This window comes from Amycolatopsis rubida (assembly GCF_900115345.1).
Taxonomy (GTDB): Bacteria; Actinomycetota; Actinomycetes; order Mycobacteriales; family Pseudonocardiaceae; genus Amycolatopsis; species Amycolatopsis rubida.
Genome location: NZ_FOWC01000002.1, coordinates 655,512 through 681,214 on the forward strand (window position 1 = coordinate 655,512; position 25,703 = coordinate 681,214).

General features: G+C 68.9%; 25 protein-coding genes. 13 read left to right on the plus strand and 12 right to left on the minus strand.

Annotation, left to right across the window (positions count from 1 at the left end; translation table 11 throughout):
* Positions 1-26 precede the first annotated feature (26 nt).
* From BM362_RS12050 to BM362_RS12065, 4 genes are all read right to left on the minus strand, one after another.
* Positions 27-353, minus strand: coding sequence for a hypothetical protein (locus tag BM362_RS12050; protein WP_143132412.1), 327 nt, complete (start codon positions 351-353; stop codon positions 27-29).
* A 526-nt stretch (positions 354-879) separates the two neighbouring features.
* Positions 880-3,732, minus strand: coding sequence for an AfsR/SARP family transcriptional regulator (locus tag BM362_RS12055; protein ID WP_093573154.1), 2,853 nt, complete (start codon positions 3,730-3,732; stop codon positions 880-882).
* A gap of 34 nt (positions 3,733-3,766) precedes the next feature.
* Positions 3,767-4,327, minus strand: coding sequence for a GNAT family N-acetyltransferase (locus BM362_RS12060; RefSeq protein WP_093573155.1), 561 nt, complete (start codon positions 4,325-4,327; stop codon positions 3,767-3,769).
* A complete protein-coding gene (locus BM362_RS12065) occupies positions 4,324-5,559 on the minus strand; it encodes an amidohydrolase family protein (protein WP_167545273.1) in 1,236 nt (411 codons plus the stop codon). The genes BM362_RS12060 and BM362_RS12065 overlap by 4 nt, the downstream gene beginning before the upstream one ends.
* A gap of 79 nt (positions 5,560-5,638) precedes the next feature.
* Between BM362_RS12065 and BM362_RS12070 the strand changes: the two genes are divergently transcribed.
* From BM362_RS12070 to BM362_RS12095, 6 genes are all read left to right on the plus strand, one after another.
* Positions 5,639-6,082 carry a MarR family winged helix-turn-helix transcriptional regulator gene (locus tag BM362_RS12070; protein WP_067576322.1) on the plus strand — a complete coding sequence of 148 codons (444 nt, stop codon included), beginning with the start codon at positions 5,639-5,641 and terminating at the stop codon, positions 6,080-6,082.
* A gap of 55 nt (positions 6,083-6,137) precedes the next feature.
* Entirely contained in the window at positions 6,138-6,920 is a 783-nt protein-coding gene (locus BM362_RS12075; protein WP_067576321.1) for an IclR family transcriptional regulator, read from the plus strand.
* Between the two features lie 331 nt (positions 6,921-7,251).
* Complete coding sequence (locus BM362_RS12080) at positions 7,252-7,977, plus strand: creatininase family protein (RefSeq protein ID WP_167545274.1); 726 nt, start codon at positions 7,252-7,254, stop codon at positions 7,975-7,977.
* A 4-nt stretch (positions 7,978-7,981) separates the two neighbouring features.
* The gene (locus BM362_RS12085; RefSeq protein WP_067576319.1) at positions 7,982-8,860 is read left to right on the plus strand and encodes an amidohydrolase family protein; all 879 of its coding nucleotides are present in this window, start codon (positions 7,982-7,984) and stop codon (positions 8,858-8,860) included.
* Positions 8,857-9,759 (plus strand): dihydrodipicolinate synthase family protein, encoded by a 903-nt coding sequence (locus BM362_RS12090; protein ID WP_093573157.1) that lies wholly within the window; start codon positions 8,857-8,859, stop codon positions 9,757-9,759. The genes BM362_RS12085 and BM362_RS12090 overlap by 4 nt, the downstream gene beginning before the upstream one ends.
* Positions 9,756-10,868 (plus strand): mandelate racemase/muconate lactonizing enzyme family protein, encoded by a 1,113-nt coding sequence (locus tag BM362_RS12095; protein WP_067576317.1) that lies wholly within the window; start codon positions 9,756-9,758, stop codon positions 10,866-10,868. The genes BM362_RS12090 and BM362_RS12095 overlap by 4 nt, the downstream gene beginning before the upstream one ends.
* Here BM362_RS12095 and BM362_RS12100 read toward each other — a convergent pair.
* Positions 10,852-12,432: a carboxypeptidase-like regulatory domain-containing protein gene (locus BM362_RS12100; RefSeq protein WP_093573158.1), complete on the minus strand. Its 1,581-nt coding sequence runs from the start codon at positions 12,430-12,432 to the stop codon at positions 10,852-10,854. The two genes, BM362_RS12095 and BM362_RS12100, sit on opposite strands and share 17 nt — an antisense overlap.
* Positions 12,429-13,766 carry an MFS transporter gene (locus BM362_RS12105; RefSeq protein WP_093573159.1) on the minus strand — a complete coding sequence of 446 codons (1,338 nt, stop codon included), beginning with the start codon at positions 13,764-13,766 and terminating at the stop codon, positions 12,429-12,431. The genes BM362_RS12100 and BM362_RS12105 overlap by 4 nt, the downstream gene beginning before the upstream one ends.
* A 211-nt stretch (positions 13,767-13,977) precedes the next feature.
* Here BM362_RS12105 and BM362_RS12110 point away from each other — a divergent pair, with 211 nt between their 5' ends.
* On the plus strand, positions 13,978-15,408 hold the full coding sequence (locus tag BM362_RS12110) for an FAD-binding oxidoreductase (protein WP_161269401.1): 1,431 nt from the start codon (positions 13,978-13,980) through the stop codon (positions 15,406-15,408).
* Between the two features lie 133 nt (positions 15,409-15,541).
* Here the strand turns inward: BM362_RS12110 and BM362_RS12115 are convergent, their stop codons facing one another.
* Positions 15,542-15,988 carry a VOC family protein gene (locus tag BM362_RS12115; protein WP_093573161.1) on the minus strand — a complete coding sequence of 149 codons (447 nt, stop codon included), beginning with the start codon at positions 15,986-15,988 and terminating at the stop codon, positions 15,542-15,544.
* Positions 15,989-16,094: 106 nt separating this feature from the next.
* Here BM362_RS12115 and BM362_RS12120 point away from each other — a divergent pair, with 106 nt between their 5' ends.
* Positions 16,095-17,282 carry a winged helix DNA-binding domain-containing protein gene (locus BM362_RS12120; protein WP_093573427.1) on the plus strand — a complete coding sequence of 396 codons (1,188 nt, stop codon included), beginning with the start codon at positions 16,095-16,097 and terminating at the stop codon, positions 17,280-17,282.
* On the opposite strand, the gene BM362_RS12125 is transcribed toward BM362_RS12120, so the two are convergent.
* Positions 17,245-18,258 carry an aldo/keto reductase gene (locus tag BM362_RS12125; protein WP_067576313.1) on the minus strand — a complete coding sequence of 338 codons (1,014 nt, stop codon included), beginning with the start codon at positions 18,256-18,258 and terminating at the stop codon, positions 17,245-17,247. The two genes, BM362_RS12120 and BM362_RS12125, sit on opposite strands and share 38 nt — an antisense overlap.
* A gap of 91 nt (positions 18,259-18,349) precedes the next feature.
* Between BM362_RS12125 and BM362_RS12130 the strand changes: the two genes are divergently transcribed.
* Positions 18,350-19,252, plus strand: a complete 903-nt coding sequence (locus BM362_RS12130) for a S66 peptidase family protein (RefSeq protein ID WP_093573428.1) — start codon at positions 18,350-18,352, stop codon at positions 19,250-19,252.
* On the opposite strand, the gene BM362_RS12135 is transcribed toward BM362_RS12130, so the two are convergent.
* Positions 19,249-19,710, minus strand: coding sequence for a dihydrofolate reductase (locus tag BM362_RS12135; protein WP_093573162.1), 462 nt, complete (start codon positions 19,708-19,710; stop codon positions 19,249-19,251). The two genes, BM362_RS12130 and BM362_RS12135, sit on opposite strands and share 4 nt — an antisense overlap.
* Positions 19,710-20,507 carry a thymidylate synthase gene (locus BM362_RS12140; RefSeq protein ID WP_093573163.1) on the minus strand — a complete coding sequence of 266 codons (798 nt, stop codon included), beginning with the start codon at positions 20,505-20,507 and terminating at the stop codon, positions 19,710-19,712. Before BM362_RS12140 ends, BM362_RS12135 begins: the two co-directional genes overlap by 1 nt.
* Positions 20,508-20,805: 298 nt before the next feature.
* On the opposite strand from BM362_RS12140, the gene BM362_RS12150 reads away from it, so the two are divergent.
* Entirely contained in the window at positions 20,806-21,699 is an 894-nt protein-coding gene (locus BM362_RS12150; RefSeq protein WP_143132414.1) for a hypothetical protein, read from the plus strand.
* Positions 21,700-21,705: 6 nt separating this feature from the next.
* Here BM362_RS12150 and BM362_RS12155 read toward each other — a convergent pair whose 3' ends face one another.
* Positions 21,706-22,197, minus strand: coding sequence for a DUF1453 family protein (locus tag BM362_RS12155; protein ID WP_067576308.1), 492 nt, complete (start codon positions 22,195-22,197; stop codon positions 21,706-21,708).
* A 98-nt stretch (positions 22,198-22,295) separates the two neighbouring features.
* Between BM362_RS12155 and BM362_RS12160 the strand changes: the two genes are divergently transcribed.
* The 3 genes from BM362_RS12160 (at position 22,296) to BM362_RS12170 (ending at position 24,618) form a co-directional block, all read left to right on the plus strand.
* Positions 22,296-22,889 carry a TetR/AcrR family transcriptional regulator gene (locus BM362_RS12160; RefSeq protein WP_093573166.1) on the plus strand — a complete coding sequence of 198 codons (594 nt, stop codon included), beginning with the start codon at positions 22,296-22,298 and terminating at the stop codon, positions 22,887-22,889.
* Between the two features lie 253 nt (positions 22,890-23,142).
* Entirely contained in the window at positions 23,143-23,826 is a 684-nt protein-coding gene (locus tag BM362_RS12165; RefSeq protein WP_067576306.1) for a papain-like cysteine protease family protein, read from the plus strand.
* A 9-nt stretch (positions 23,827-23,835) separates the two neighbouring features.
* Positions 23,836-24,618, plus strand: a complete 783-nt coding sequence (locus BM362_RS12170) for a hypothetical protein (protein WP_067576305.1) — start codon at positions 23,836-23,838, stop codon at positions 24,616-24,618.
* Here BM362_RS12170 and BM362_RS12175 read toward each other — a convergent pair.
* Positions 24,605-25,540, minus strand: a complete 936-nt coding sequence (locus tag BM362_RS12175) for a helix-turn-helix domain-containing protein (RefSeq protein ID WP_067576304.1) — start codon at positions 25,538-25,540, stop codon at positions 24,605-24,607. The two genes, BM362_RS12170 and BM362_RS12175, sit on opposite strands and share 14 nt — an antisense overlap.
* Positions 25,541-25,703: the final 163 nt, after the last annotated feature.

A 25,703-nucleotide genomic window follows, 5' to 3' on the forward strand; every position in this document is an offset into this window, starting at 1 on the left:
TGAGGGCCAGAAGCCACCGGGAACGCTCAATCCTCCTCGGCCCTTCGCCCGCGCAGCACCGCGACCGGTTGGCTGTCGTCGCTGGGCTCAAGCGCGCCGACGAGATCTTCTCCTGCCCCGCGCAGAACGAACGCACCCGGGTCCACCGCCAGAGCCGCCCCGATGCGACACAGGCTGGTTTCCAGGTTCTCCCCCTCGACGACGGGGCGCACTGCGAACAGCACCGCCTCGCAGAAACCCTCCGCTGCCAGAAGCTGGAGGCTGGACAACCCGACCGATTCCGCGATCAGGAGGGAATGGTCCCCCGAAAAATGGACATTCACTTTGGCGATAACGCCGAAACATTCCTCCAAAGATTGGCATACCCGCCCTCTTCTGGATCACCATGGAAGTCGAGGTATTCACCGCTGACAGATGTTTGGCAGCCACTGATTCGACCGGGAAAGGCGCAGTACAGGGTGGCGATAAACCCTCGCCACGGACTCTCCGGACTCACCTGCCAACGAACGTCATCGGTCGACCGTCTCGGCAAAATCGACGGTGCCGACCCAGATACCGACACGGACTCCGACTCCAGCTTGTGGCAATGTCCTCAATGCGCCACTCGCCTCTCAGGGGAAATATTGACATGCCCTTTTGGTTGGCAAAGTAGTCCATTTTACCGTCCTGATGGAACGGAACCTCACCCTGCTCAAGGGCGACTCGCACACCGCGAAAGCCACCTTGACCACCAAGAGCACGACGGAGAGCGTCGAAATTCAGAAGGGGCAGTGGACGCCTGTCGGCGAGTCCATCCCCAAACACGACCCCGCGGCGCTTTTCGAGGTCCGGTCAACGCGTAACCCGGAATTTCTCCGCCCGCCGAATCCTTCGCATCCCTCACGGAACCTCACTTGCCCACTGCTGGTCCAGCCCGGCCGTCACCGCGGCAGCGAGATCGAACTGCTCCCTCGCCGCCTCCTGCTCACCTCGCGCCTGCCGACAAGCCCCCAGCCGGTTCCGGACCTCCACCTCCGCCCACGGCGACATCTGGTCGGTCAAAGCACCCAGCGCTCGCAGGTGATGCGAAAGCGCGAGATCCAGGCTCCCCAATGCCTGCTCCGCGGAACCAAGCCGCGACAGCGAACTCACCAGCAACAACCGGTCGTCGACCCGCTCGGCCAATTCGACCGCCTCGCGCAAGGGTTCCGCCGCTTCCGCCGGACGGCCCAGATGCAGCCGGACGCTGCCGATGTGGCTGGACACCCGGCCCAGCATCGCCGGATTTCCCGTCGAAACCGCGACTTCCCGCGATTCGGCGAAACAGGCGAGCGAGCGTTCGTATTCGCCCTGTTTGAAATGCAGGTACCCCAGCCCGGAGACCGCCCGTTCGGCCAGCCAGCTGTCCGCCACCTCCGCGGCCAGCGTCCGGGCCTCGGTCAGCACCTGTTCCGCTTCGTCCAGCGGGCCAGCGAGCATCGCGACCATTCCCAGCCCGCACAGGCCCCGCGCGGTTTCCCGCCGGTCGCCGTTTTCCCGGCTGATCCGCAGACCTTCTTCGCACCATTGCCGGGCCTGGACGGAATCGCCCAGCGCGAGGTGCGCCCAGCCGAGCCCGAACCGCAGCGCCGTCGTCATCCGCCGGTCCGCCACATTGGCTGCTTCGGACACGGCGACTTCCAGCAGGGCAACGCATTCGCGGTACCGGATGCGCCGCACGAGGTAGTCGACGGCTCCCTCGGCGATCCAGCACGCGTAGTCCGGATGGCCCGCGGCGGCCGCGGCCGAGACCACTTCCACCAGGTCCCCCGCCCGGTCCAGCCACGCCGACGCGTCCACCAGTCCGGAAAACGGCGAGGCGGTGGACGCCGGGCCGCTGGGGAAACCGGGTTCGTCCCATTCGCTCGCGGCGCGGCAGGCGTGCAGGTAGACCTCCAGTCCGCTGGCGACGTCGGGTTCGTCCGCGGCGAGGCGGCGCGCGTAGACCGCGACCAGGTCGTGCATCCGGTACCGGCCCGCGGCGGGCGCCTGCACGAGGTTCGCGTCGACCAGATCCTCGAGCACGCTTTCCGCGGCGCGCCGGGAACAGCCGAGCATCGCGGCGAGGACGAGTTCGTCGAACTCAGGCGCGGGCGCGCGACCCAGGGTGCGGAAAGCACGTCGCGTGTCCGCCGGAAGCTGGTCGTACGAGAGCCGGAACGCGGCCTCGACGCTGCGTTCCTCAGCGGTCAGTTCGCCAAGCCGGCCGGTGTCGTCGGCGAGCCGGTCCACCAGGTCCCGGAAAGTCCACATCGGACGGTTCTGCAGCCGGGCTCCCGCGATGCGCAGAGCGAGCGGAAGCCGTCCGCACAGGCTGGCCAGCTCGCGCACAGCCGCGCGTTCCCGGCTCGCGCGCGCCGGGCCGACGATCCGGCTCAGCAACCCGGCCGCGGCGTCGGAAGTCAACGGGCCCAAGGAAATCCGGCGTTCAACGTCCAACCCGGGCAATCGGCGACGGCTGGTGATCAGCACCCGGTTTCCGGTTCCGCCGGGCAGCAGCGGGCGGACCTGCTCGGCGCTGAGGGCGTCGTCCAGCACCACAACCAGGCGCAACGGCGCGGTGGCGGCGCGCCAGTTCGCGGACAGCTCGTCCAGGTCGTCCGGAATGTTCTGGTCGTTCACGCCCGCCGAACGCAGCAACCGGCGCAGCACCCGCACCGGAGCGAGCGGCGCCCGGCTGGTGCTGTGCCCGTGCAGTCCGACGAACAGGCAGCCGTCGGGATGTTCCTCGCGCAGCAGTTGGGCCGCGCGCACCGCCAGCGCCGTCTTCCCGGCCCCGGGCACCCCGTCCACCGCCGACACCGCACTCCCCGGCGCGGCGAGCCGGGCCAGTTCGTCGTCGCGGCCGGCCAGCTCCCCGACGTCGTGCGGCAGCTCGTCCCGGATCCGGGGCGCCGCGGCCGGCCGCGGCGCGACGGCGAGCGCTCCGTCGTCGCCGCGCAGCACCGCCTCGTGCACGCGACGCAGGTCTTCGCTGGGTTCCAGCCCCAGCTCATCGCGCATCCGGACGCGGAACTCGCGCCAGGTGTCAAGCGCGTCGCTGGGCCGGCCAGCCCCGTAAAGGGCCCGCATGAGCAGCCCGGTCAGCGGTTCGCGGTCGGGATGCTCGGCGAGCAGCGCCGACACCTCGCTGATCGCCGACGCGTAATCGCCCAGCCGGATCAACGCGTCCGTCCGGCCCTCGACCAGCCCGATCCGGCGTTCGGCGAACCGTCTCCGCTCCCGTTCGGCGAACGGACCGGGCAGTCCGGCCAGCGGAACGCCCTCGTAGAAAGCCAGCGCCTGTCCGTACCCCGCGGCCGCCGCGGCGAGCGCGCCGGCCGCGGCGGCTTTCTTGGCCCGGGCGGCGATCTCGTCGACCCGCACGGCGTCCACCTCGACGCCCGCCCCGGCGAAGCGGTACCCGCCCGGATCGGTCCGGAGCACGGATTTCGCGTCCGCACCGCCCGCGGCCAGGGATTTCCGCAGCTGGTAGAGGTAGCCGGGCACCCCGTCGCTCTCCGGCGGATGCTCGCCCCACACCCGGTCGACCAGCTCGGCCCGGCTGACCGTCACGTCCGGCCGCAGCAGCAGCGCGACCAGCATCGTCGTCCGCAGCACCGGCCCGAGCTCCAGCGGCCGCCCGCCGTACCAGCCGCGGACCGGTCCGAGCACCGCGAACTCCAGCCCGCGCTCCGCCCCTCCCCCGCCGGTTCCCGCGGCACCCGATGACATACCAGGAGTCTAATTCGCGGCCTGGCGGAGAAGTTCACCGCGACCTCGTCCGGGCCGCCCACTGGTCCCGGGTCAGCTCGTACTCGACCTCGCCGTGTTCCGTGCCCGGCAACGGATCGTCGAAGTGCAGGTGGAACGTGCGCAGGTACGTCAGCCCGGACCGTGCCAGCACTCGCCGCGACGGGGTGTTCACCGCCATCGTCTGCGCCCACACCCGCCGCGTGCCCAGCTCGGTGAATCCCTTGTGGATCGCCGCCCGGGCGCCTTCGGTCGCATATCCGCGCCCCCAGGCTTTCGCCAGCAGCCGATAGCCGAGTTCCAGCTCCGCCGTACTGCCGTCTTCCGGTGGCTGCAGGGAAATCCAGCCGATGAACTCGCCGGTCGTCTTCTCGACCGCTGCCCACCGCCCGGCCGGCCCGCGTTCGTAATCGCCGAGGATCTCCGGCAGCACCTTCTGCTCGATCTCCGCGCGAGGCGTCGGCTCGCCGGCGAGAAACCGCATCACCCGCGGGTCGCTGTCGAGCCGCACCAGATTCTCGACGTCGGCTTCGGCAAACCGCCGCAACAGCAACCGATCCGTCTCCAGAACTTTCACCCGATCACCAATCCGGCCGCCGCCGCGATCCGGTCGCGAGAGTCCAGCAGCCTGGTCCTGAGCTTCGGCACATCCACTCCCAGCAACCGGCCGTCCCGCTTGACTGCCTCGCCCCCGACGAAGACGCTGTCCACGACGCCCGGATGCGCAGCGGTGACCACTGTGGACACCGGATCGCTGGCCGGAAACACCGACAGGTCCGCCGCGTCGATGAGCACCAGATCCGCGTCTTTCCCGACGCTGATGCTGCCCGCCCGGTCGCCGCGGCCACAGGTCCGAGCACCGTCCACGGTGGCGAACTCAAGCAGATCGCGCGCGACCAGACCGCCGTCGAGACCGCGCTGCGCGGCGAACGCCGTGCGCATAGCCGAAAACATGTCGCCCCCCGCGGACGGGCAGTCGTCAATGGACAGCGACGGCCGGATCCCAGCCGCCAGCAGACGTCCGGTTTCCGGCCACCCGAACCCCATCTTCACCTCGACGTCCGGGCTGAGCGTCACCGAACAGCCCGCGGCCGCGAGGATCGCCAGCTGCGTGTCGGTGAGCCCGTTGCCGTGAACTATCGTCGTACGGTCGTCAAGCAGTTTTCGTTCGCGCATCTCGGGAATCGAGTCACAGGCCGCGTGGTGGACGTGCACGCTCACCCTGAGCCCGAGTTCCCTCGCCAACGCGACATCGGCCGCGGTGGTGTCCATCGAGGTCACCATCGGCCCGCGCAACCCGAAGGCCATTTCGTCGCCGGGCAGCCGATTCCGCACGCGGGCGGTGTCGGCTGGGTCCATCGCGCTGTAGCAGAAGATCGACCTTCCGGGAGCCTCCTGGAGGGCGTCGATCGCCGCGTCGGCGTTCTCCGGCCGGTCGGAGCAGTGGAACCAGTCGAGCATCGTCGTCACACCCGAGTTCAGCGCTTCGAGCCGCCCCAGCAGATTGCCGAGGTACACGTCCTCCGGCTGGTAGTGCCGCCGGAGCGTCTCGTGCATGACGTCGCGGTACTCGGCGAACGTCCAGTCCGCGCCGATCCCGCGGAACGCCGTCTGCCAGGTGTGCCGATGAGTGTCCACGAATCCGGGCAGGACGATCTTGCCCGCGGCATCGACGACCTCGGCGTCGGCTTGGATCGCGGGCCCGACCGCCGCGATCCGCCCGTCCTCGATCAGCACGTCCCCGCGCGGAAGATCCCCGACCGCCGGGTCAAGACTGACCACGGTCCCGTTCTGGAGCAATGTCCGCATGCGCCCTCCGCAAAGTTGATGTATCAACTCTAGAGCCGCCTGAGTTGATGAGTCAACTCCACAGGTACGCTCCCTGCTCATGACCCCCGACGACTGGGAGCTGTGGAACGCGTGGGTGCGCGCGCAACGCCTGCTCACCCGCGAACTGGACCGCGGACTGCAGCGTGCATGCGGTATCTCGAAGGCCGAGTTCAGCGTCCTCGTGACCCTCTGGCGCACCCCTGGCCACGAAGCGCGCGTCGCCGATCTGGTCGAGGCCCTCGGCTGGGAGAAGAGCCGGGTCTCGCACCAGCTGACCAGAATGGAGTCGCGCGACCTGGTCACCCCGGCCCGCAGCGGCCCCAGCGGACGGCGCACCGGAATCGCCCTCACCGCGCACGGCCGCTCGGTCATCCAGGAGGCTCTGGCGGTCCACGGCAGCAACATTCGCCGCCACTTCCTCGATGAATTGACCCCCGCCCAAGCCGACGCCATTCGCTCGTGGACCGAGGAGACGATCGCGCGAATCGAGCCAGCCGGATGACCGGACGCTACCGTGTTCCGAAGATGACTACAGGTATCCGAAAGGTTGATGCCGGATGAGCGACGCATCGGGCAAAGCAGCGTCGCCGGCCGCGGACCGGACGCTGACCGTGCTGGAAGCACTGGTGCGGGCCGAGGAACCGCTGACGCTGACCGCCCTCGCGAAGGCCGCCGGGGTGCCGCTCGCCACCTGCGCGTCTATCGCGTACACGCTGGAGCAGCGGGGGTATGCCGTGCGCCGGGTCGTCGGCCGGAGTCACTTCTGGCGCCCCACCCTGCGGCTGTACGGGCTGGCCATCGAACTGGTGCGGAAGGTCGACCTGCCATCGCTGGTACAGGCCGACCTGCGGCGGCTTGCGGAAAGCCTGGGAATGCCCGCGCATGTGGGGATCTTGGAGGACGCCTCGATAGTTTATGTCGCCAAGGCCTCCACGCCCGGTTTCGTCCAGTTCGACACCTACCGCGGGAAGGTCGCCCCGTTCGACCTGACCGCTTTGGGGCGGGCCATCGCCGCGCATCTTCCAGAGGCTGAGCTGAAGCCGTTGCTGTCCCGGCTTTCACGCGGGGTCGGGCCTAAGGCCGCCGCTCCTGACGCGGGTCAGTTTCTGGCATTGCTGGCGAAGGTGCGGGCGGACGGGTATGCGATTGAGAGCGAGGAGGAGCAGGCTGAGATCGCTTGCCTTGCCGCACCGTTCTTTGACGCCGAGGGGGCTGTCGCCGGGGCTGTCGGCGTGACGGGGTTTGCGCGGCAGTTGGTTGGGGAGAAGAGGAAAGCCGCAGTGCGGGGTGTGGTGCAGGTTGGGCAGGAGGTCTCGCGGCGGTTGGGGTTTGTGGCGTGAGCGACGGTCTTCACCCTGGGAATGTTCGCGGCTTCAACGTCTGAAACGGCCCACCAGCAGGATCGCCACGGCTGGCCACATCTTTTGTATCCGCATTTCCTTTCACCGGTCCGCGACGTGCGACCGGACGAGCCGCCATGGCCCTCAGCCAGCAAGCGGTTGTTCGCCCCCGGCCAACGCAGCGGTGCTCGCGTCGCGGGTGCGAGCCTGGCCGTATCCACGTCCGGGCCAACGGCATTGCGTCTCCCTTCCCGATCGACTATCTTCCTGAATCAGGAAGACTTCTACGAAATACCGGAAGATAGGCCAACCGGAGTATCGGGGAGACCTCGTGGGCGCACTGTTGCGCTGGGCGGAGGCCGATCGCGCGGCGGTGCGCGGGGTGCTTTCCGAAGCGCTCGTCCTGATGCCCATCGGTGCGACCGAGCAGCATGGGCCGCATCTGCCTACGGGGACGGACGCCTTTCTCGCGGCCGCGGTGTGCGAGCACGCGGCCGAACTGGCCGCGCCGAGGGCTGAGCGGGCGTTGTTGCTCGCGCCGCCGATTCCGTACGGGGCTTCCGACCATCATCTGCCCTTCAACGGGACCCTTTCCCTTTCGGCGCAGACTTTGTCGCACGTGCTGGACGATCTGGCCCGTTCGATCGCGGTGCAGGGCGGGCGACGGCTGGTCATCGTCAATGGGCACGGGGGCAACGTCGGCGTCTGCCACGCGTTCGCCGGTGCGGCATCGACTCGGCACGGGCTTGCGGTGGCGCACACCGACTACTGGCGGGTCCTCGATCCGGAGGACATCGTGCCTGGGCACGCTGGCGAGTTCGAGACTTCGCTGATGCTGGCGGTTCGCGGGGAACTGGTTCGGGAACCGGCGGTCCGGGAGCAGCCCAGGCAACCGAGAGTGTCCGATGTGGACGTCCATTCCGAAAAGGCCTGGCAGGACATCGACGGGTATACCGACCGGCCCGAGTTAGCAGCCGCGGATCAGGGCGGCAGGTGGTTCGAGGAGATCACCAGCGGGCTCGCGGATCGGTTTGTGAAGCTGGCGAAGGTGTTGTGAAGCCATGATCGTGGACGTGCACACGCATACTCCGACCCACCAGGCCGCGGTGCCGGAGGATGAGCGGCGCGGTTACCAGGGGTGGCGGACTGACCGGGCTGTGGTCACCACGAATTCCTGGACGGACTACGACAAAGCCACCGAGGCCGCTGATCTGTCCATTGTGTTCAACATCGCGGTCGAGAAGCCGGAGGAAGCCACCGGGTTGCCGTATCGGGCGGAGGACACCAATACTGCTACCGCGGCGTTCGTGACGGCTGATCCGGCGCGGCGGATGGGATTTATGTCGGTGAATCCGACTGCGCCCGACGTGCTCGAAGAGGCCGATCGGTGCCGGGAGCTCGGGCTGGTCGGAGTGAAGCTCGGGCCGAACTACCAGAACTTCGACCCGCTGTCCCAGCCGGCGCTGGACTTCTACAGCTACTGCGAGCGGCACGGGTTGCCGATCTTGTTCCACCAGGGTGCCTCGCCGATCCGCCAAGCACCGTTGCGGTACACGTATCCGCTGGTCACGGACGAGGTCGCGCTGCAGTTCCCGGAACTCCGGATCGTCATGGCGCACATGGGCCATCCGTGGGGACGCGAGACCGTGGTGACCATCCGCAAGCATCCGCACGTCTACGCCGACGTCTCCTCGATCTATCTCCGGCCTTGGGTCTGTTACGAATCACTGCTCGCGGCGCAGGAGTGGGGCACGGCGCACAAGCTGCTGCTTGGTTCGGACTTTCCGATCGCCACCACCGCGGAGGCGATCGCGGGGATCCGGCGGGTCAACGACATCGTCGCGGGCACCGCGCTGCCGAAGATCTCGCCCGAACTCATCGAGGGAATCATTCACGCGGACGCGGTTGCCGCACTCGGCCTCCAGAAGGGGATTCGATGACGCCTATTCGCGGAGTGTCTCCCGTTCTCGAAGTGCCTTTCACCGATGACGGCGAGATCGATGTTTCCGGCTTTCGGCGGGTCGTCCGGCATGTCCTCGGAACCGGGGTCGGCAGCGTGATGTTTCCTGGGTTCGCCTCGGAGTTCTACAAGTTGACAGAGGACGAGCGGCAGACGCTGACGGAAGTACTGTTAGCGGAGACGAACCCGCGGGCGGATGTCCAGGCCATTATCGCGATTCAGGACCACGCGACGCGGCTGGCGGTGCAGCGGGCGACGGAGGCGGTGGCGGCCGGGGCGGACTTGATCAATCTTCTGCCGCCGCATTATCTGCAGCCGTCCCGGAAGGCGCTGGTCAAGCATATCCGGGAAGTGCTTGACGCGGTCGCGCCGACACCGGTCGTGGTGCAGTACGCGCCCGCGGAGACCGGTACCAGCCTCGATGCCGACGTGCTGCGCGAGATCGCGGCCAAGCATGCCAATCTGCAACTGGTCAAGGTCGAATCCAGCCCGCCGGGGCCGTTGATCGCCGAGCTGGCCGCAGGGGATCCGCCGATTCCAGCGGTCGAAGGGTATGCGGGCGTGCAGTTGCCGGACGCCATCCGGCGCGGGGCCGTCGGGACCCAGCCGGGATGCTCGTTCACTGAAATCTACGTGGAGATCTGGCGGCGGTTCGAGGACGGCGACGACGCGGGCGGCGACGAGTTGCATCGACGGCTGCTGCCCTACATTTCCTACTGGATGCTGGACACCGAGCGGATCATCGCCGCGGAGAAGCTGATTTCGGTCCGCCGCGGCCTCTTTGGCAGTTCGTACTGCCGCGCGCCCGCGCATCGGCTCGACGCCGAGGACATCCGGATGATCGACCGGTTTCTCGCCGAGTTCCGCGAGTTCCTGTGAGTACGGTCGAAGACCTCGAAGTCACCGCGATCAGTCCGGTCGTCCGGCCGGAACTGATCGTGGCCGGGGCTCGCGGGACGCATGACCATTCCGACTTCCTGCTGGTCCGGGTGAGCACTTCGGACGGTACGACCGGGCTCGGCGAGGTCAGTGCGACGCTTCAGTGGAGCGGCGAAGACGCTGGCACGGCGGAGTATCTCATCAAGAAGGCGCTTGCCCCGGCGATCCTCGGTCGGCCGCTCGTTCCGGTCGCCGATCTAGAGCGGCGCATGGACGAGGCTACGGCCGGTGCGCCGTTCACCAAAGCGGGGATCTCCACGGCGTTGTGGGACGCGTACGCGCGCACACTCGGGGTCCCGCTCGCGGTGGCGCTCGGGGGTCCATTAAGGACCGAAGTGCCGGTGAAGTGCTCGCTCAGCGGCAGCGGGCAACGGCTCCGCCACGTCTGCCAGTCAGCCTTCGAGGCCGGGTTTCGCAGTTATAAGCTCAAGATTGGCTTCGACCCCGAAGACGACGCGCGCCGGCTCGCGGAGGCACGGAAGCTCGTCGGAGAGGATACGTTCCTCGGCCTGGACGCGAACGGCGGCTACCGGCCCGCAGCTGCCGCCCGGGCGATTGAGTTGATGCGCGACCAGAATCCGGCATTTCTCGAACAGCCGGTGGCACCCGGGGATCTGGCCGGGATGCGCGAGCTGCGCGGGCGCGGGTTGTCCATTGTGGCGGATGAAAGCGTCTTCGGCACTGACGACCTCGTGTCGGTGATCCGGGCCGAAGCGGCGGACGCGGTCAGCCTGTATGTCGGCAAAGCAGCCGGGCCGGGCCGAGTAGTGGCGATGGCGCAGCTCGCGAGCGCGTTCGGGCTCGACGTCGTGCTCGGCTCCAATGGGGAGCTCGGCATCGGTGCGGCGGCTCAGTTGCACGCGGCGTGTGCCGCACCTGGGCTGTCGGGCAGGATTCCGTCCGACATCATTGGCGCGCACTACTACGAGCGCGACATCCTCAAGACGCCGTTGAACAGTGACGGCCGGACAGTCCGGCTCGGCGACGCGCCCGGCCTCGGTGTCGAGGTGGCCGACGAGATCGCCGCCGGGTTCAGGAGCGTCCGGTGAACCGGTCGAGGACATTCGCCGTGACCGCGGAGACGCCGTCGTCTACCAGCACAGCTGAGGTCCAAGCGATCGAGCCGACGGAGAACACCTCGCCGCCGCTGGTCGTGGCGTAGCAAGCGATTTCGCCGCCGCCGTCGCCGGGGTTCAGGCCGCGGGCGAGCACGTGAGTCCCTTGTGGACTACGCGGACCGGTCTTGTCGGTTTCGTGCCCGGAAGCGCCGCCTGGACACCGCTCGTGCAGGCTCCGGACGCCGAACAGGTCTCCCTTGTCCAATCCGGTGCCGCGGAACGCCCAATGGCCGGGATCGACGACCTCGTACGGTGCCCCGGTCATCGCGCCCGCGCTGGTGAACACCACGCCGAACAGCTCCGACGTCGGCCGGAACGTGCGGTGCATCCGGCTCTCGTAGGCACCGGACTCGACCGCCTGGGTGCGGAAGCGCAGCGCGTCCGAGGAGAACACCACTTCGCAGTCGGCGACATTGCCGCCGAAGTTGGCCAGCTTTCCGCCGCGGTCGTGCACCCAGGAATAGACTGCGGAGTACATCTCACGGGACCAATACTCCGGATGCGTGCTCAAGACCAGCGCGCGGTAGCTGTCCAACGGCAAGGTGCCGTCGTGCAGGTGTGCGTCGGAATAGAGGTCGTACTCGTAGCCGTTGCGTTCCAGCCAGCTGAGCAGCCGCCATTCCGCGGCGGCCAGGTGACACGGTTGCCTGCCGCGGATCGGGTCCTCCGGCCGGGCGTCGGCGCTGAGCTGGTTCAGCGGTTCCGGGCGTTCGAAGGAGAGCGGCGGATACGCGTCGTCGGGCAGGGCGTGTTCGCTGAAGCTCGATTCCCGGTAGCGGGGCATTTCCAGGCGGGGAACCAAAACCGGTGCGGCGGGCAGGCCGGAGGCGTTGACGTAATTGCTGCGGCCGCCGAAATTGTTGTAGGCGTTCCAGGTGTTCGTGGACGCGACGACGGCGATCGGCGCGGTCGGCTGGCGCGGCGCGACCACCCACGGAAACGAGAAGCGAGCCCCGGATTCGCCTTCGACGTGGAAGTAGTACAGGCCGCTGCGGTCCGGAGCCGTGACGTACTGGCGGTGCGACGGGTCGGCGTAGCCCTTTTCGTTGAATCGCACGCCGGTTCGCGTGTAGTCGCCATCGGGAGTCACCTGCACAGTGGCGCGCGGCGCGTGCTCGTCGAACCAGCCGATCAGCGCTGTCTCCTCGGCCGCCGCGCCGTGTCGCCACAGGCTCAGGCGGTAGGGCTCGGGACTGTGGATCCGGAACTCGCCCCCGTCGCCGCTGCGGGCCCATTTCGGCCAGAGGTACCCGAAAATCCGATCGGACAGCAGCCGGAACTGATACGGTTCAGCCCCGAGCGCGAGGTCGACGTGTTTGGCGCCGTACCCGTCCTTGGCGAGAGTGACGCGGTAGTCGCCGGGCGGGACGTCGGCGTGGATCGCGCCGGTCGCGGTCGAGCGGGCGGTCCAGTGCGCATCGCGCGCGCTGATCTCGACGGTGACATCGGGCAGGGCGAGATAGCGTTCGTCGCTGACGTAGCCCAGCAAGGTCATACTGTCGCAGCTTTCGGTTCGGCGGCCGGTTCCGGCAACGGCCGCCCGGCGCGTTCGGGCAACAGCAGCATCGCGATCGCGCTGAGCACGCAGCCGGCGATGACGTAGATGCCGACGCCCCACACCGCGCCGGTCGCGCCGACCAGCAACGCGCTGAGGTACGGCGCGAATCCGCCGCCGAGCACCGCGGTGAGCTGATATCCCAGGTTGACTCCGGTGACCCGCGAGCGAGTGTCGAACAGTTCGGACAGAATCGTCTGGGACAGCGCGGACATCGCCATCACGAACACGGAGAAGCCCAGCACCATCGCGACCGCCACGAGCACCGGATTCTTCGTCTCGAACAACCAGAAAACCGGGAAGATCACCACGGCGAGCCCGACGCAGCCGCCGAGGAACACCGGTTTCCGGCCGATCCGGTCGGACAGCGCACCCCACGTCGGCGCGAGAACGATCTGCGCGCCTGCGGCGACCATGGTCGCGGTGAGTGCCACGGAGGCGGGCATGCCGAGATCTTTCTTGACGTACGACGCGCCGTAGGTGGTGATGACGTATCCGCCGATGCTGTTGGCGAAACCGAACAGAACGCCGTAGATCACATTGCGCGGCCGACGCAGCACGGCGACCAGCGGAATGCGCGCGCCGGCGCTCTTCTTGCGCGCGCGTTCGAAGTCCGGCGTTTCGCCTACGCGCATCCGGATGATCAACCCCGCGACCAGCAGCACGAAGCTGAGCAGGAACGGGATCCGCCAGCCCCAGGCGAGGAAATCCCGGTCCGGAAGCATCGAGAACAACGCCATCAGCCCGGAGGAAACGAGGAGCGCGACACCCGCTCCGGAAAGGAGCAGGGCTCCGTAGAGACCGCGGCTGCGCGGCGGGGCGTGCTCGACGGCCAGCGAGACCGCGCCGCCCATTTCGCCGCCGGTCGAAAAACCCTGCAGCAGCCGCAGGATCACCAGCAGAATCGGAGCCGCGACGCCGATCTGGCGGTATCCGGGAAGCACCCCGATGAGAATCGTGGCGATCCCCATCGCCACGATGGTGAGGATCAGTGCCTTCTTCCGGCCGAACCGGTCCGCGATGTGCCCGATCACGATGCCGCCGACCGGACGCAGCACGAACCCGACGGCGAAGGTGGCGAACGACGACAGCTGCCCGGTGAGCGGGTCCTCGGACGGGAAGAACACGGCCGGGAACACGACGGCGGCGGCTAGGCCGAACAGGTAATAGTCGTAGTACTCCAGCAGCGTGCCGATACTGGAAGCCAGCACCGCGGACCGGCGCGCCGAGCGCGCCGGAGCCGAGTCTGCCGAGCCGGAGCGGTCTGCGCCCATGTCGCCCGCACCTCCTGATCCGATGGTGGATCAAGGCCGGTCGACCTCGACCCCAGCGCCCCCGAATCACGCATTTTCGAAATACCGTAGATGCGTCTTCTATTTCGGAAAGATTAGTCTATGCTGGCGGCGTCGGACAAGGGGAATCTCGGGGCGGGCCGGCGGGTTTCTTCTCGTGCGCGCGGGCCGCCGAGCCGTGGAGGGGGCGTCCATGACGTTGAGCCGTCGTCGTCTTTTGCAGTTGTCCGCGGTCGCGGCGGGTGCGGCCGCGGTCGGGACCGGAACCGTCGCGGAGGCCGCCGGGAGGGAGCCGGACTGGGCCGCGTTGCGCAAACGGCTGCACGGCGCGCTGCTGCAGCGAAACCAGGCCGGCTACGAGGAAATCCGCCCGCCGTTCAACCTCCTCTACGACGATCGCTGCCCGCCGGCGATCGCCCGGTGCACCGACGCCGACGACGTCCGGAAGTGCCTGGAGTTCGCCGCGGTAAACACAATCAAGTTCGCGGCACGCAGCGGCGGGCACAGTTACGTCGCCTATTCCACTCCGGGCGACGGATTGGTCGCGGACCTGAAGCTGATGAACCGCGTGGAGGTCCGCCGGAACGGCACCGCCGTCGTCGGTGCGGGGGCCCGGTTGATCGACGTCTATCACGCACTCGCCGCCGAGGGCCGCGCGTTGCCGGGCGGCACGTGCGGTTCGGTCGGCATCGCCGGGCTCACGCTCGGCGGCGGAATCGGCGTCCTGATGCGAAAGTACGGACTGACCTGCGATCACCTGGACGGCGCGAAAGTCGTGACGCCGCGCGACTTTCGCGTGCGTTCGGTCGACCCGGGTTCGGACCTCGGCTGGGCGCTCACCGGCGGAGGCGGCGGGAACTTCGGGATCACCACGGAATTCACCTTCCGCACGGTGCCCGCGCCGCCGCGGGTCACGGTGTTCGTGGTGAACTTCCCCGAGGGCTCGGGCACCGACGTCTACGGGGCCTGGCAGGACTGGGTCACCGCCGCGCCAAGGGAATTCTGGTCGAACATCTCGGTGCTCGGCGGCCCGAACCCGGCGGCGGGCGTCCCCGGCTGTCTCCTCGGCGGCGAACAGCAGGCCCGCGAACTCATCGCCGATCTGGAGCGCCGGGCCGGGGTCAAGGGCACCGTCAGCGGTTTCCAGGAGATGGACTACCTCGGCGCGATGGATTTCTGGTCCGGAAGCCTGGGCCGCCGCCGATTCGCGGCCGCCTCCCGGGTGCTGGCGAAGAAGGCCGATCCCGCGCGGTTGAGCGCGCTCGTCACCGGCGAGACCAAGATCGCGCTGGAAATCAACCCGCTCGACGCGGCGGTCTCCGACGTCTGCCCCACCGAGACCGCGTTCGCGCACCGCGGGGTTTTCGGCGACGTGCAGGTGTATCTCAGCGCCGACCCGGACGTCGATCGGGAAACCGCGAAGCACGAGGTGAACGACGTTCAGGCGCGGCTGGCGGAATTCGCCACCGGCGGCGCGTACGTCAACTACCTCAACGACGACCAGAAGGACTGGGCCACCGCGTACTACGGGGTGAACCTTCCGACGCTCCGGGCGGCAGCGGCGAAGTACGACCCGAGTGGGGTGCTCGCGTTCGAGCAGGGTCTCTCGCCGCGCCCGGTGTGAAAGCCGGTCTGCGGCCGGCGCAGGACTCCGGCCGCAGACCGGCGGGCCAACCCCGCGACCGCACACCTCCGATGCTCTTGCGGTTCGTGAGGGGAACCCTGCGGGAATGGGCCATCCAGTCAGCCCGCCGCGGCTAGGCGGCGACCTGCAGAATCCAGGTGACCCCGAACCGGTCCCGGAGCATGCCGAACGCCGGAGCCCACTGCGACGGGCCGAACGGCTCGATGACAGTCGCGTCCTCGGACAGCTTCTTCCAGAACTCGCCGACTTCCTCGACGGAATCGCCGCCGGCCGACAGGAAGAACTTCTCCGTGGTGATGGTCATCCCGTTCTCCCGGGTGGTCTCGCCGACCGGCGCGGCGGCGGAGACGCCAGGGGTGTCGTAAGCCATTACCTGGAACCCGCTCTCGTTCACCACCTGGCCGAACACCACGTGGTCCGCGCCGGGCGCGTCCTTGGGCATGCCGAAGTCGCCGTACGTGGCGATCCGGAGCTCCCCGCCGAACACCGACCGGTAGAACTCGAGCGCCTCCCTGGCCTCGCCCCGGAAGTTCAGGTGGGCGACGGCGTGCACTGCCATGATTTCGACTCCTCGATTCCCGCGCCGGACTCGTTCCCGCGCTGGAATCGAGACTCGCAGCAGTAGCGGTCAGGCAGTGACCGCTACTTCCGGCATGATCGAAACCATGCGAAAGGTAACCGACGCCGAACGGCGCGACCGGATCGGGCTGCGGCACGCGTTGGCGACCGCCGCGTCCGGAGTGGAGGCCGCCGTCCGCGCGGTCACCTGCTTGCACGCGACTGAGGCCAGCAGCGTCTATCTGTCCGCATACGCCCGGTCTCGGGCCTCCCGAGAGTCCATTTCGGACGCTTTGTTCGGACGGCGGACTGTGGTGCGGCAGCTGGCGATGCGCCGGACCGTCTTCGCCTTCCCAGTCGATTTGCTCGCCGCCGCAAGGGGAAGCGCCTCAGCCCGGGTCGCGAAGCAGATGACCGCGCGGCTGGCCAAAGACGCCGAACTCGCCGGAATCGACGACGGTCCGGGGTGGGTCGCCGACCGGTGCGCCGAGGCGCTGAGGGCGATCCGCGAAGAACCCGGCACCACCGCGCAACTGCGCGCTCGCATTCCCGAGCTGAACACGCGGATCGCCGCCGAGGGACGGCCCGCGGTGCTCGCCCCGGTCGGCTCCCGGGTGCTTTCCGTGCTCGCGTCCGGCGGTTCGGTGGTTCGCGGGGACAACGCCGGGCGCTGGCAAGCGTCGCGGCCAGTGTGGACAGCGGTTGAGCAGTGGCTCGGCGAGGATCCCGGCGTCCTGGACGAACGGGAGGGTTACCGGGAGCTGGTGCGGCGCTGGCTGTGGTCGTTCGGGCCGGGGACCGAGGACGACCTGGTGTGGTGGCTCGGCGCGACGAAAACCGCGGTCCGCCGGGCACTGGCGGACCTCAGCGCGACACCCGCCCTGCTGGAGGACGACACTCCGGCGTGGCTGCACCCCGATGACGCGGAAGAAGTCCGCCTCGACCGGGACTGGGCGGCGCTTCTCCCGACCCTCGACCCGACGACGATGGGCTGGCGCCGCCGCGGCTTCTACCTCGGCGACCACGGCCCGTACCTCTTCGACGGCGCGGGCAACGCCGGTCCGACCGCGTGGTGGAACGGGCGGATCGTCGGGACCTGGACGCAGCAGCCGGACGGGACGGTGGAGGTCGTGCCGATCGAACCGCTGTCTCTCGCTGCCGCGGCGGCGCTGGAAGCGGAGGCGGCGAAGCTGACCGCCTGGTTCGACGGGGAGACGATCGCTACGGGTTACGTGCCGCCGATCGTCCGCGGCCGGGTCAGCCGTGGGTCCGCCGACGCAGCTTCGGGTCGGTAAGCGAAGGCGGGACGTACGACACGTCGATCGGCCCCACATCGGCGCCCGGCGCGACGATCTCGTCAATCCGGTCCAAGACATCGTCGTCCAGCCGGGTCTCGGTCCCCGCCAGCAAGTCGTCCAGCTGCGACAACGTCCGCGGGCCGAGGATCGCGGACGTCACGGCCGGATGGTTGACCGCGAACGCCAGTGCCAGATGGGTCAGCGAAAGCCCGGCTTCCTCGGCGACTCGCGCGAACTGTTCGACCGCGGCGTGTTTGCGTTCGTCGCTCATGTGCCGCGGGACGAACCGCAGCTGCGCTTCCCGCGGTCGCTCGCCGCCGGGTCGGTAGCGGCCGGTCAGCAGACCCATCGCGAGTGGGCTCCAGACCAAGACACCCATCCCGTACCGGTGGCACACCGGCAGGATTTCACTCTCGATCCCCCGGTTGAGCAGCGAGTACGTCGGCTGCTCGGTCCGCAGCCGGGCCAGTCCCGCCCGCTGCGACACCCACTGGGCCGCCACGATCTCGGACGCCGGGAAGTTCGAGGACCCGACCGCGCGCACCTTGCCGCCGCGCACCAGGTCGGTCAGCGCGGAGAGGGTTTCCTCCAGCTCGGTGTCCGGGTCGGGGTGGTGGAGCTGGTAGAGATCGATGTGGTCGGTTCGCAACCGCCGCAACGACTGTTCGACCTCCGCGACGATCCAGCGCCGGGAGCTTCCACCGCGGCCAGGCCCCATCGAGCCGTTGACCTTCGTGGCTACCACCACGTCGTCGCGGCGGCCCCGCAAAGCCGCGCCAAGGATCTCCTCGGACTCCCCGCCAGGCCCGTAGACGTCAGCGGTGTCGACGAAATTGATCCCCGCGTCGAGTGCCCGGTGCACCATCCGGACGCACTCGCCGTGATCGGGATTGCCGATCTGCCCGAATTTCATCGTGCCGAGACAGTAGGCACTGACCTTGATTCCGGTCCGCCCCAGAAGCCGCATCTGCATGTGCCGGTTCCTTTCCTGATCACGCCACGGTCCCAGCGGAAGCGGCCAGGCAGTGTCCGCTACCGCGCGCGACGCCTGCGAAAGTGATCAGGTGACCGACGTCCTGCTGCCGTCCCGAATCCAACCCGGAGACCGGGTCCGGCTCGTCTCCCCGGCCAGCTGGCCCACCGAAGAACTGCTCGCGGACTCCGTGCGGACGCTGGAGAGCTGGGGGCTGATCGTCGAAGTCGGCAAACACGCCCTCGACCGGCACGGGTACCTCGCCGGGCGCGACGAGGACCGGCTCGCCGACCTCAACGACGCCTACCGAGATCCGGGAGTGCGCGCGGTCATCGCGACCCGCGGCGGGGCCGGGGCGTACCGGATCGCCGACGGGATCGAGTTCGCCGCCGTGCGCGCGGATCCCAAGCCGCTCATGGGGTTCAGCGACATCACCAACCTGCACCTGGCACTGTGGCGGCACTGCCGGATCGCCGGGATCCACGGCTTCCTCGCCGGCGCGCGCTCCGCCGGATCGACCCGGCGGCTGCTGTTCGAAACCGAACCCACGACGCTGCACCGGGACCCCACCGCACTCACCGCCGCGGTGTCGTTTCCCGGCACCGCCACCGGGAACCTGGTCGGCGGGCATCTCGGCTCCGTCGTCGGGTTCATCGGAGCCGGACTGCCCAGCCTCGACGGCGCGATCCTGTTCCTCGAAGCCCCGCGCGCGATCGGGCTTGGCCAGGTCGACCGGCAGCTGACGCACCTCATGCGGTCCGGTTCGCTGCGCGGCCTGCGCGGGGTCGCGCTCGGCCGGTTCCCCGGGTTCGAGGACTACACCGACCGCGGCTGGACCGTGCTGGACGTGCTGCGCGACCGGCTCGGCGCGCTGGACGTCCCGGTGCTCGGCGGCATCGACGTCGGCCACGGCAGCGACCCGCTGTCAGTCCCGCTCGGACCGGTCGCGAAGCTCGACGGAGACACGCTCACCGTCGGACCCGCGGTCAGCTAAAAGCCCCAGCTCAAATGCCGGTAGTGCAGCCCGTTCTTCGACTCCCGCCACTCCCCGACAGTGTCCGGCTCCCGGCCGATCTCCGGCGCGTAGACGTCGCCCTCGAAGGACTCCCGAAGTTCGGTCACCTCGATCCGATCAGCGAAGGGCAGCGACTCCTGGTAGATCCGCGCGCCGCCCATCACCCACACGTCGCCGTCGGCGGCGGCAAACGCTTGCTCCAGGCCGGGGAACGTCTCCGCGCCCTCCTGCGGCGTACGGGACACCACCAGGTTCCGCCGCCCCGGCAACGGCCGGAAGCGCTCGGGCAGCGACTCCCACGTGCGGCGTCCCATGAGCACCGTCGCGCCCGCGGTCACCGTGCGGAAGTGCTTCATGTCCTCCGGGATGTGCCACGGCAACGCGTTGTCACGCCCGATGACGCGGTTCGCCGCCTGCGCCCAGATGAGTCCGATCATCAGACGGCCACCGGAGCCTTGATGCCGGGGTGCGGGTCGTAGCCCTCCAGCGAGATGTCCTCGTAGCGGTACTCGAACAGGCTCTCCGCCGGCTTCAGGCTCAGCGCCGGGAACGGCCGCGCGTCCCGGGAGAGCTGCTTGCGCACCTGGTCGACGTGGTTGTCGTAGATGTGGCAGTCGCCGCCGGTCCAGATGAAATCGCCGACGCGCAGGCCGACCTGGCCGGCGATCATGTGCGTCAGCAGGGCGTAGCTCGCGATGTTGAACGGCACGCCGAGGAACAGGTCCGCGCTGCGCTGGTAGAGCTGGCAGGACAGTTCGCCGTTGGCGACGTAGAACTGGAAGAACGCGTGGCAGGGCGGCAGCGCCATCTGCGGGATGTCGCCGACGTTCCACGCCGACACGATGATCCGCCGGGAGTCCGGGTTCTCGCGCAGCGTCCGCAGCACGTCGCTGATCTGGTCGACGTGCCCGCCGTCGGGCGTCGGCCAGGACCGCCACTGCACGCCGTACACCGGACCGAGGTCGCCGTCCGGAGCGGCCCATTCGTCCCAGATCGTGACGCCGTGCTCACGCAGCCAGGTGACGTTCGAGTCGCCGCGCAGGAACCACAGCAGTTCGTACGCGATGGACCGGAAGTGCACCTTTTTCGTGGTGATCAGCGGGAATCCGTCGGCCAGCCGGTAGCGCAGCTGGTGCCCGAAAATCGACCGCGTGCCCGTACCGGTGCGGTCCCCCTTCGCGGCTCCGGTGTCGAGCACGTGCTGAAGCAGGTCTTCGTACTGCGTGTCCGGCATGTCCGCGGATGGTAGTCGAACCAGCGCCGTGCCAGCGGGATGTCAGCCGCAGCGGTGACGCTGGTCGCACCACCGCCGAGAGGGGACCCGCCGTCGCCGTCGCCCGGCGGCGGGAGACGCCGAGCATGCCCGAGGCGCAGGAGGAGCACATCGCCGAAATCGCGCAGCGGCAGCTCGATCATCTCCGGTTCCGTCGCTGGTGATCTACGGCGTCCACGAGCTGCGCGTGACCTGGCGCAGCCCATGGCGTCAACGGACCAGTTGACGTGAGCAGTCGTCAACCTATACGTTGACGACTATGACGGACTCCGTACAGGCCATGGCCACCCGGTACTTCCGGCAACGCGAGAACCCCTTCTTCATCGAGCTGGTCCGCGCGGCGAGATCCGGCCGCCCACCCGGCGAGGACCTCAGCGCCGACGACGCGGCGGGGGCGTTGCACCTGGTCCCGGGCGTCCGGCACGACCTGGACCGGGCCGAGGTCACACTGATCGAATCGGTGCTCGACCGCGGCTGGACCTGGGAACAGCTGGGGGCGGAGTACGGCAACCGGTCCAAACAGGCAATGCAGCAGCACTACCGCCGGCGCGGCGGGAACCGTTCCTGGCCAGCCAAGGAACGCCCGCCGCGCACCGAGCCGCCGCACCGGCTGACCGACGAAGACCTGGATCCGGCCGATGTCGCGAAGGTGCGCGAGGCGATCAGCGCCTTGCTCGCCACCGCGCACGATGTCGCCGAGACCCACACCGTCGACGGGACGTGGACCGCGGGCGAACCGATCCTGGAGGAGATCTCGGCAGTCGGCCTGGATCCGTTGCCCCGTTTGGAAGTCGCGTGCCGCACCGCTGCCGGGGCCATCGAGGACATGGTCGCCGCGGGCTGGGAACGCCGCGATCCGGGATGGACGGAACGGCGACGGCTGTCGTGGACGGTGCGGCTGGAGGACGAGATGCGCGACATGGCCTCCTGGCTCGACCGGGAACCGCAAGGGCGGCTCCTCCCCCGCCTCGACCGTCCGCTCGCGGTCGGGACGACCACCACCGAACGAGCCGACCACGTCGAGATCGCCGCCGGGGACGTCGCGCAGGTACAGGAATCGATCAACCTGACACTCGCCCGGCTCGAAGCCCACCGCGCCGTGTTCGACCAGGTCATCGACGAGCTGAAGCGACGCCGGGCCGAATTGTCCTGAGCGGATTCACCGGGACCGCGACCACCGCCGTTGCTTGTCCTTCGCGAACGGCACCTCCGAAAGCAGCCCACGCGGAATGAGCACCAGCGCTTCCCCGGCGAAGCTGACACCGATCGCCAGCTGATCGGGCCTCGCCTGTTCGTGCAAGCCGAATTTCATTGCCAGCACAGTGAATCCGAGCGACGCGGCGACGCCGAGCACGAACAGCGCGAGGCTCGATTTCCGGTAGCGCTGCCACAGTTCGCCCTTCTTCGCATACAGCCGGATCGTCGCGCCGCGCGCCGCGCCGAAGGCGAGACCGACCACGCAGCTGCCGACGATCCACCACACGTCGGTGCTGGTCAGCCCCTTGAAACCAACGACACCCGCGATACCGATGGCGATCAGCACCACCGGCGGCACCACGGTGTCGCGCCAGTTCAGCGGCTCCCCGAGCATCCGGAACACCAGCATCACCACGACGCCGGCGACCAAGCTCACGAGCACCCACCCGCTCATCGCGGACCCCCTTCCCCCTGCGCCGGAGCCTCACGACCCCCTATTTAGCACCATCATGCTAACTGCCATCGTGGCATCACCGTGCTATAAACGCAACCATGCCGAAGATCGTGGTGCCCGAAGACCGGCGGAAGGCCGTCAGCAAGGCCGTGGTCCGAGTCGTCCGCCACTCCGGCGTCGAAGGCGCCACCCTCGGCAATGTGGCCAAGGAAGCAGGCCTCGCGATCGGATCGATCCGCCACTACTTCGCCGACCACGAAGCGATGATGATCTTCACCATGGACCAGCTCGGCCACCGGATCGGCGAGCGCGTCGCGGTTCGCGCGGACCGGCTGCTCGCCGCCGGAACCGACCGCCGGACGCTGGTCGAAGACCTGCTCGCCGAGTTCCTCCCGCTCGACGACGAGCGCCGGGACGAGGCGATGGCCTGGCTGGCATTCGCCGTCGCCGCCCGCACCCGCCCGGCGTTCCGCGCGAGCGCCGACGCCCAGCACCAGCACCTGCGCGACCTGATCACGCGGATCCTGCGCGAGGCCGTCGCGCTCGGCAGGCTCCCCGAAGAACTGGACCTGACCGTCGAGTCGGTCCGGCTCTCCGCGCTGCTGGACGGACTGACCATGCAGGCGGTGCTGCACCCGGAATCGACGCCGCCGGAACTGCTCCGCGCCGCACTGCGGCAAAGCCTGCCGTAACGCCCGGTCCCTTGTGGACCGAACCCCGGCAAGCGCGGTTCATCGCATGTGAACGCGTGGTGAATATTGCGAATTACCGGTCATCGCGGTGCTCGAAACCGCGGCGGTGCCCGTCATTTTCCCGCAGAACCGGCTGTGAACACTCACACCGCGTGCCGGAGCCGTTGCCCTGCGGGAGTGGGCCAGCACACAGTGATGCTCGGCCGGGGCAACCCCGCCAAGCTCCCTTCCCCGTCTGGCACAAGGAGATTCGATGGATTACCGACCCACTCGGCGGACAGTCCGGATTACGGTGGCGACCGGGGCAGCCGCGCTTGCCGTGGCGCTGCTGCCGGGTACCGCGCTGGCCCAGTCGAACGGTGACGCGAGCCAGCCGAACGGCCTCATCAAGACCGCGACGCACACTCAGGTGCGCGAGGTCCAGCCGCTCGGCGGAAGCGTGCACGCGGCGGCGCTGCCCGCGTCGAAGCAGCTCCAGTACAGCCAGCAGGTGCAGCAGAACGACCAGTGGTGCTGGGCCGCGGACGGCTCCAGCATCGAGCAGTCGCAAGGAGGCAGCGCCTCGCAGGCCCAGTTCTGCGCGGCGGGCAAGGGCACCCAGGCCGGGTACTGCCCGAACCAGGCCGCGCAGATCTACGAGATCGTGCGGGGCTTCCAGGGCACCGGGTTCTCCGCGCAGGACGCGGGCGGACCGATCAGCTACTCCTCGATCCAGAACCAGGTCAACTCCGGGATCCTGAACCTGACCGGCATCTACTGGACCTCCGGCGGCGGGCACGCCGAGGTGATCTACGGATACGACAGCTCGAACCAGTCGCTGATGGTCGGCGACCCGTGGCCGAGCTACCAGCGGTACCAGACCTGGGACTACAACCAGTACCGCAGCAACGGCCAGTTCAGGTGGAACGACACCGTCGTCAACATCAAGAAGGGCTGACCGGGCGCCATGAGTGAGATCTGCCGGAAGTTCGCCGCCGGCGCGGCGATCGCGGTCGCGGCGCTCCTGTCCGCCGGTCCCGTCGAGGCCGCCGGGGCCTCGTGGGTCGCGCCGCCGTCGGAGCAGGACGTCGCGGCCGCGGTCAAAGCCGCGGAAACGACGCGTGCGATCAGTTTCGCCACGTCGAACTTCCGGCAGGTCGGCCACACCGATCCGGGCCGGATCACCCTTGAGCACAAGGGTTTCCCGGTCTACACGCTCAATGCCGACTTCGTCACGGCGAAACCGGGGGCCCCGGCCGGGGTGCTGCGGGCGATCGCGGTGACCGCCACCGCGGCCACCGGGGCGAAAGCCACCCTCCGCGCCGCGCCCGACCAGGCCGCGCCGGGAGGCTGGTCGGTCGGGAACGTGTTGTCCGGCAACGACGAGGAGACGCTCAGCGCCCGGCTGCGCCCGGGTTCGGTGCTGCTGAACGAACCGCAGATCAACGGCTGGTACGACCTCGGCCGCGACGGCGTCGTGCTGTTGCAGGCCAGCCTTCCGCAGTCGCCGGTCGGCCAGTTCACGCCGATCGCCGAGTACCAGCAGCAGGTGCATTCCCGGTACGCGGACAAGCTGCCCGGCTCGGATTACCAGCGCGGCGGCGGGATCGGGTTCGCCCAGACCCTCCAGCGCGACACCGGACCGGCCGGTTCGCTGGTCGTCGCGCTGATCGTGGTCGGCTCCGCGGTGGCGATCGGCGGCGCGTTCGTGGCGTGGCGCTGGACGAAGCGGCGGATCAGTCCCAAATGAGATCGACCCCGGCGATGCCTACGCCGAGTTCCTCGAAGTAGGCGCTGACCGTGTTCCCCGGCCCGCAGAACAGCGGCTCGCGGACCAGCAGTTCCAGGTCTTCCCTCGGCCGGACGGTCCGCAGGCAGCGCGCGGGCAGCGCGGCCGGGTCGAAGCGCAGCCGCAGCAGGTAGGCCGACATTCGGGAGCGCACGACCCGATGGAAACTCCCCGGCCGGACCGAGGCGGCGGGACGCAGCGTGAACCCGAACGTGTGCGTCTCCCCCTCGGCGAGGCCCCGGTCGAAGAGTACCTCGAACACCATCCCCGCCGACCGCACGCTGCGGCGCACCCGCCCGACGCGGCAGCCGTCGACCGCGATGATCTCGGTCGCCGTGACGTCGCTGCCGTCCTCGTCCTGGTGCGTCACCAGGAAGCTGTCCGGGCCGGATCTTCGCGCGCGCACCACCATGGTCGACGAGATCTCCTCGGTCCGGCCTTGCGCGCCGAGCGTCAGCACGTCGACCACCGTCGCGACGTCCAGGTCCGCGTTCTCCTCGACGCCGGGCGTCCCGCTCAGCTCGTCGCGCAGTGCGAACGTCTCCGCCCAGCTCTGCTGGAGTTCCGGCAGGGACGGCCTGCGGTCGGCGTCCGCGCTCCGGTGCGGCCCGATCAGCACGACCAGGCTGTCCGGCGGAAGGTTCAGCACCGACTCCAGAGCGCGCACGACATCGAGCGACCGGGGCGCGGACGGACTCCGCAGACCACGCTGCCAGTAACTCAGCGTGGACTCGGCGACCGAAACCCCGTGCGCGGCGAGATGCGCGCGGAGCCGCGAAAGGGACAGTCCGCGCCGATCGACAGCCTCGGACAACGCACGGTGAAACGGGCCGGACCGGACTGTTCGCGCCGACCACCGGACCGCCAAGCTCTGCTGCTGCATCTGGCTTCCCCTGCTCGTGCCGAATAGCTGTTCAGCATGAGCAGTTCGTGACCGGGCAACAACCGTCCATGGTCGAGAATCGGACAAATCCCCCCACTTGCGGGGGTTCAGCTGTCCTGGAGAACCCGCCAGAAGGCGCAGCTGCTCGTCGGCCAACCGGCCG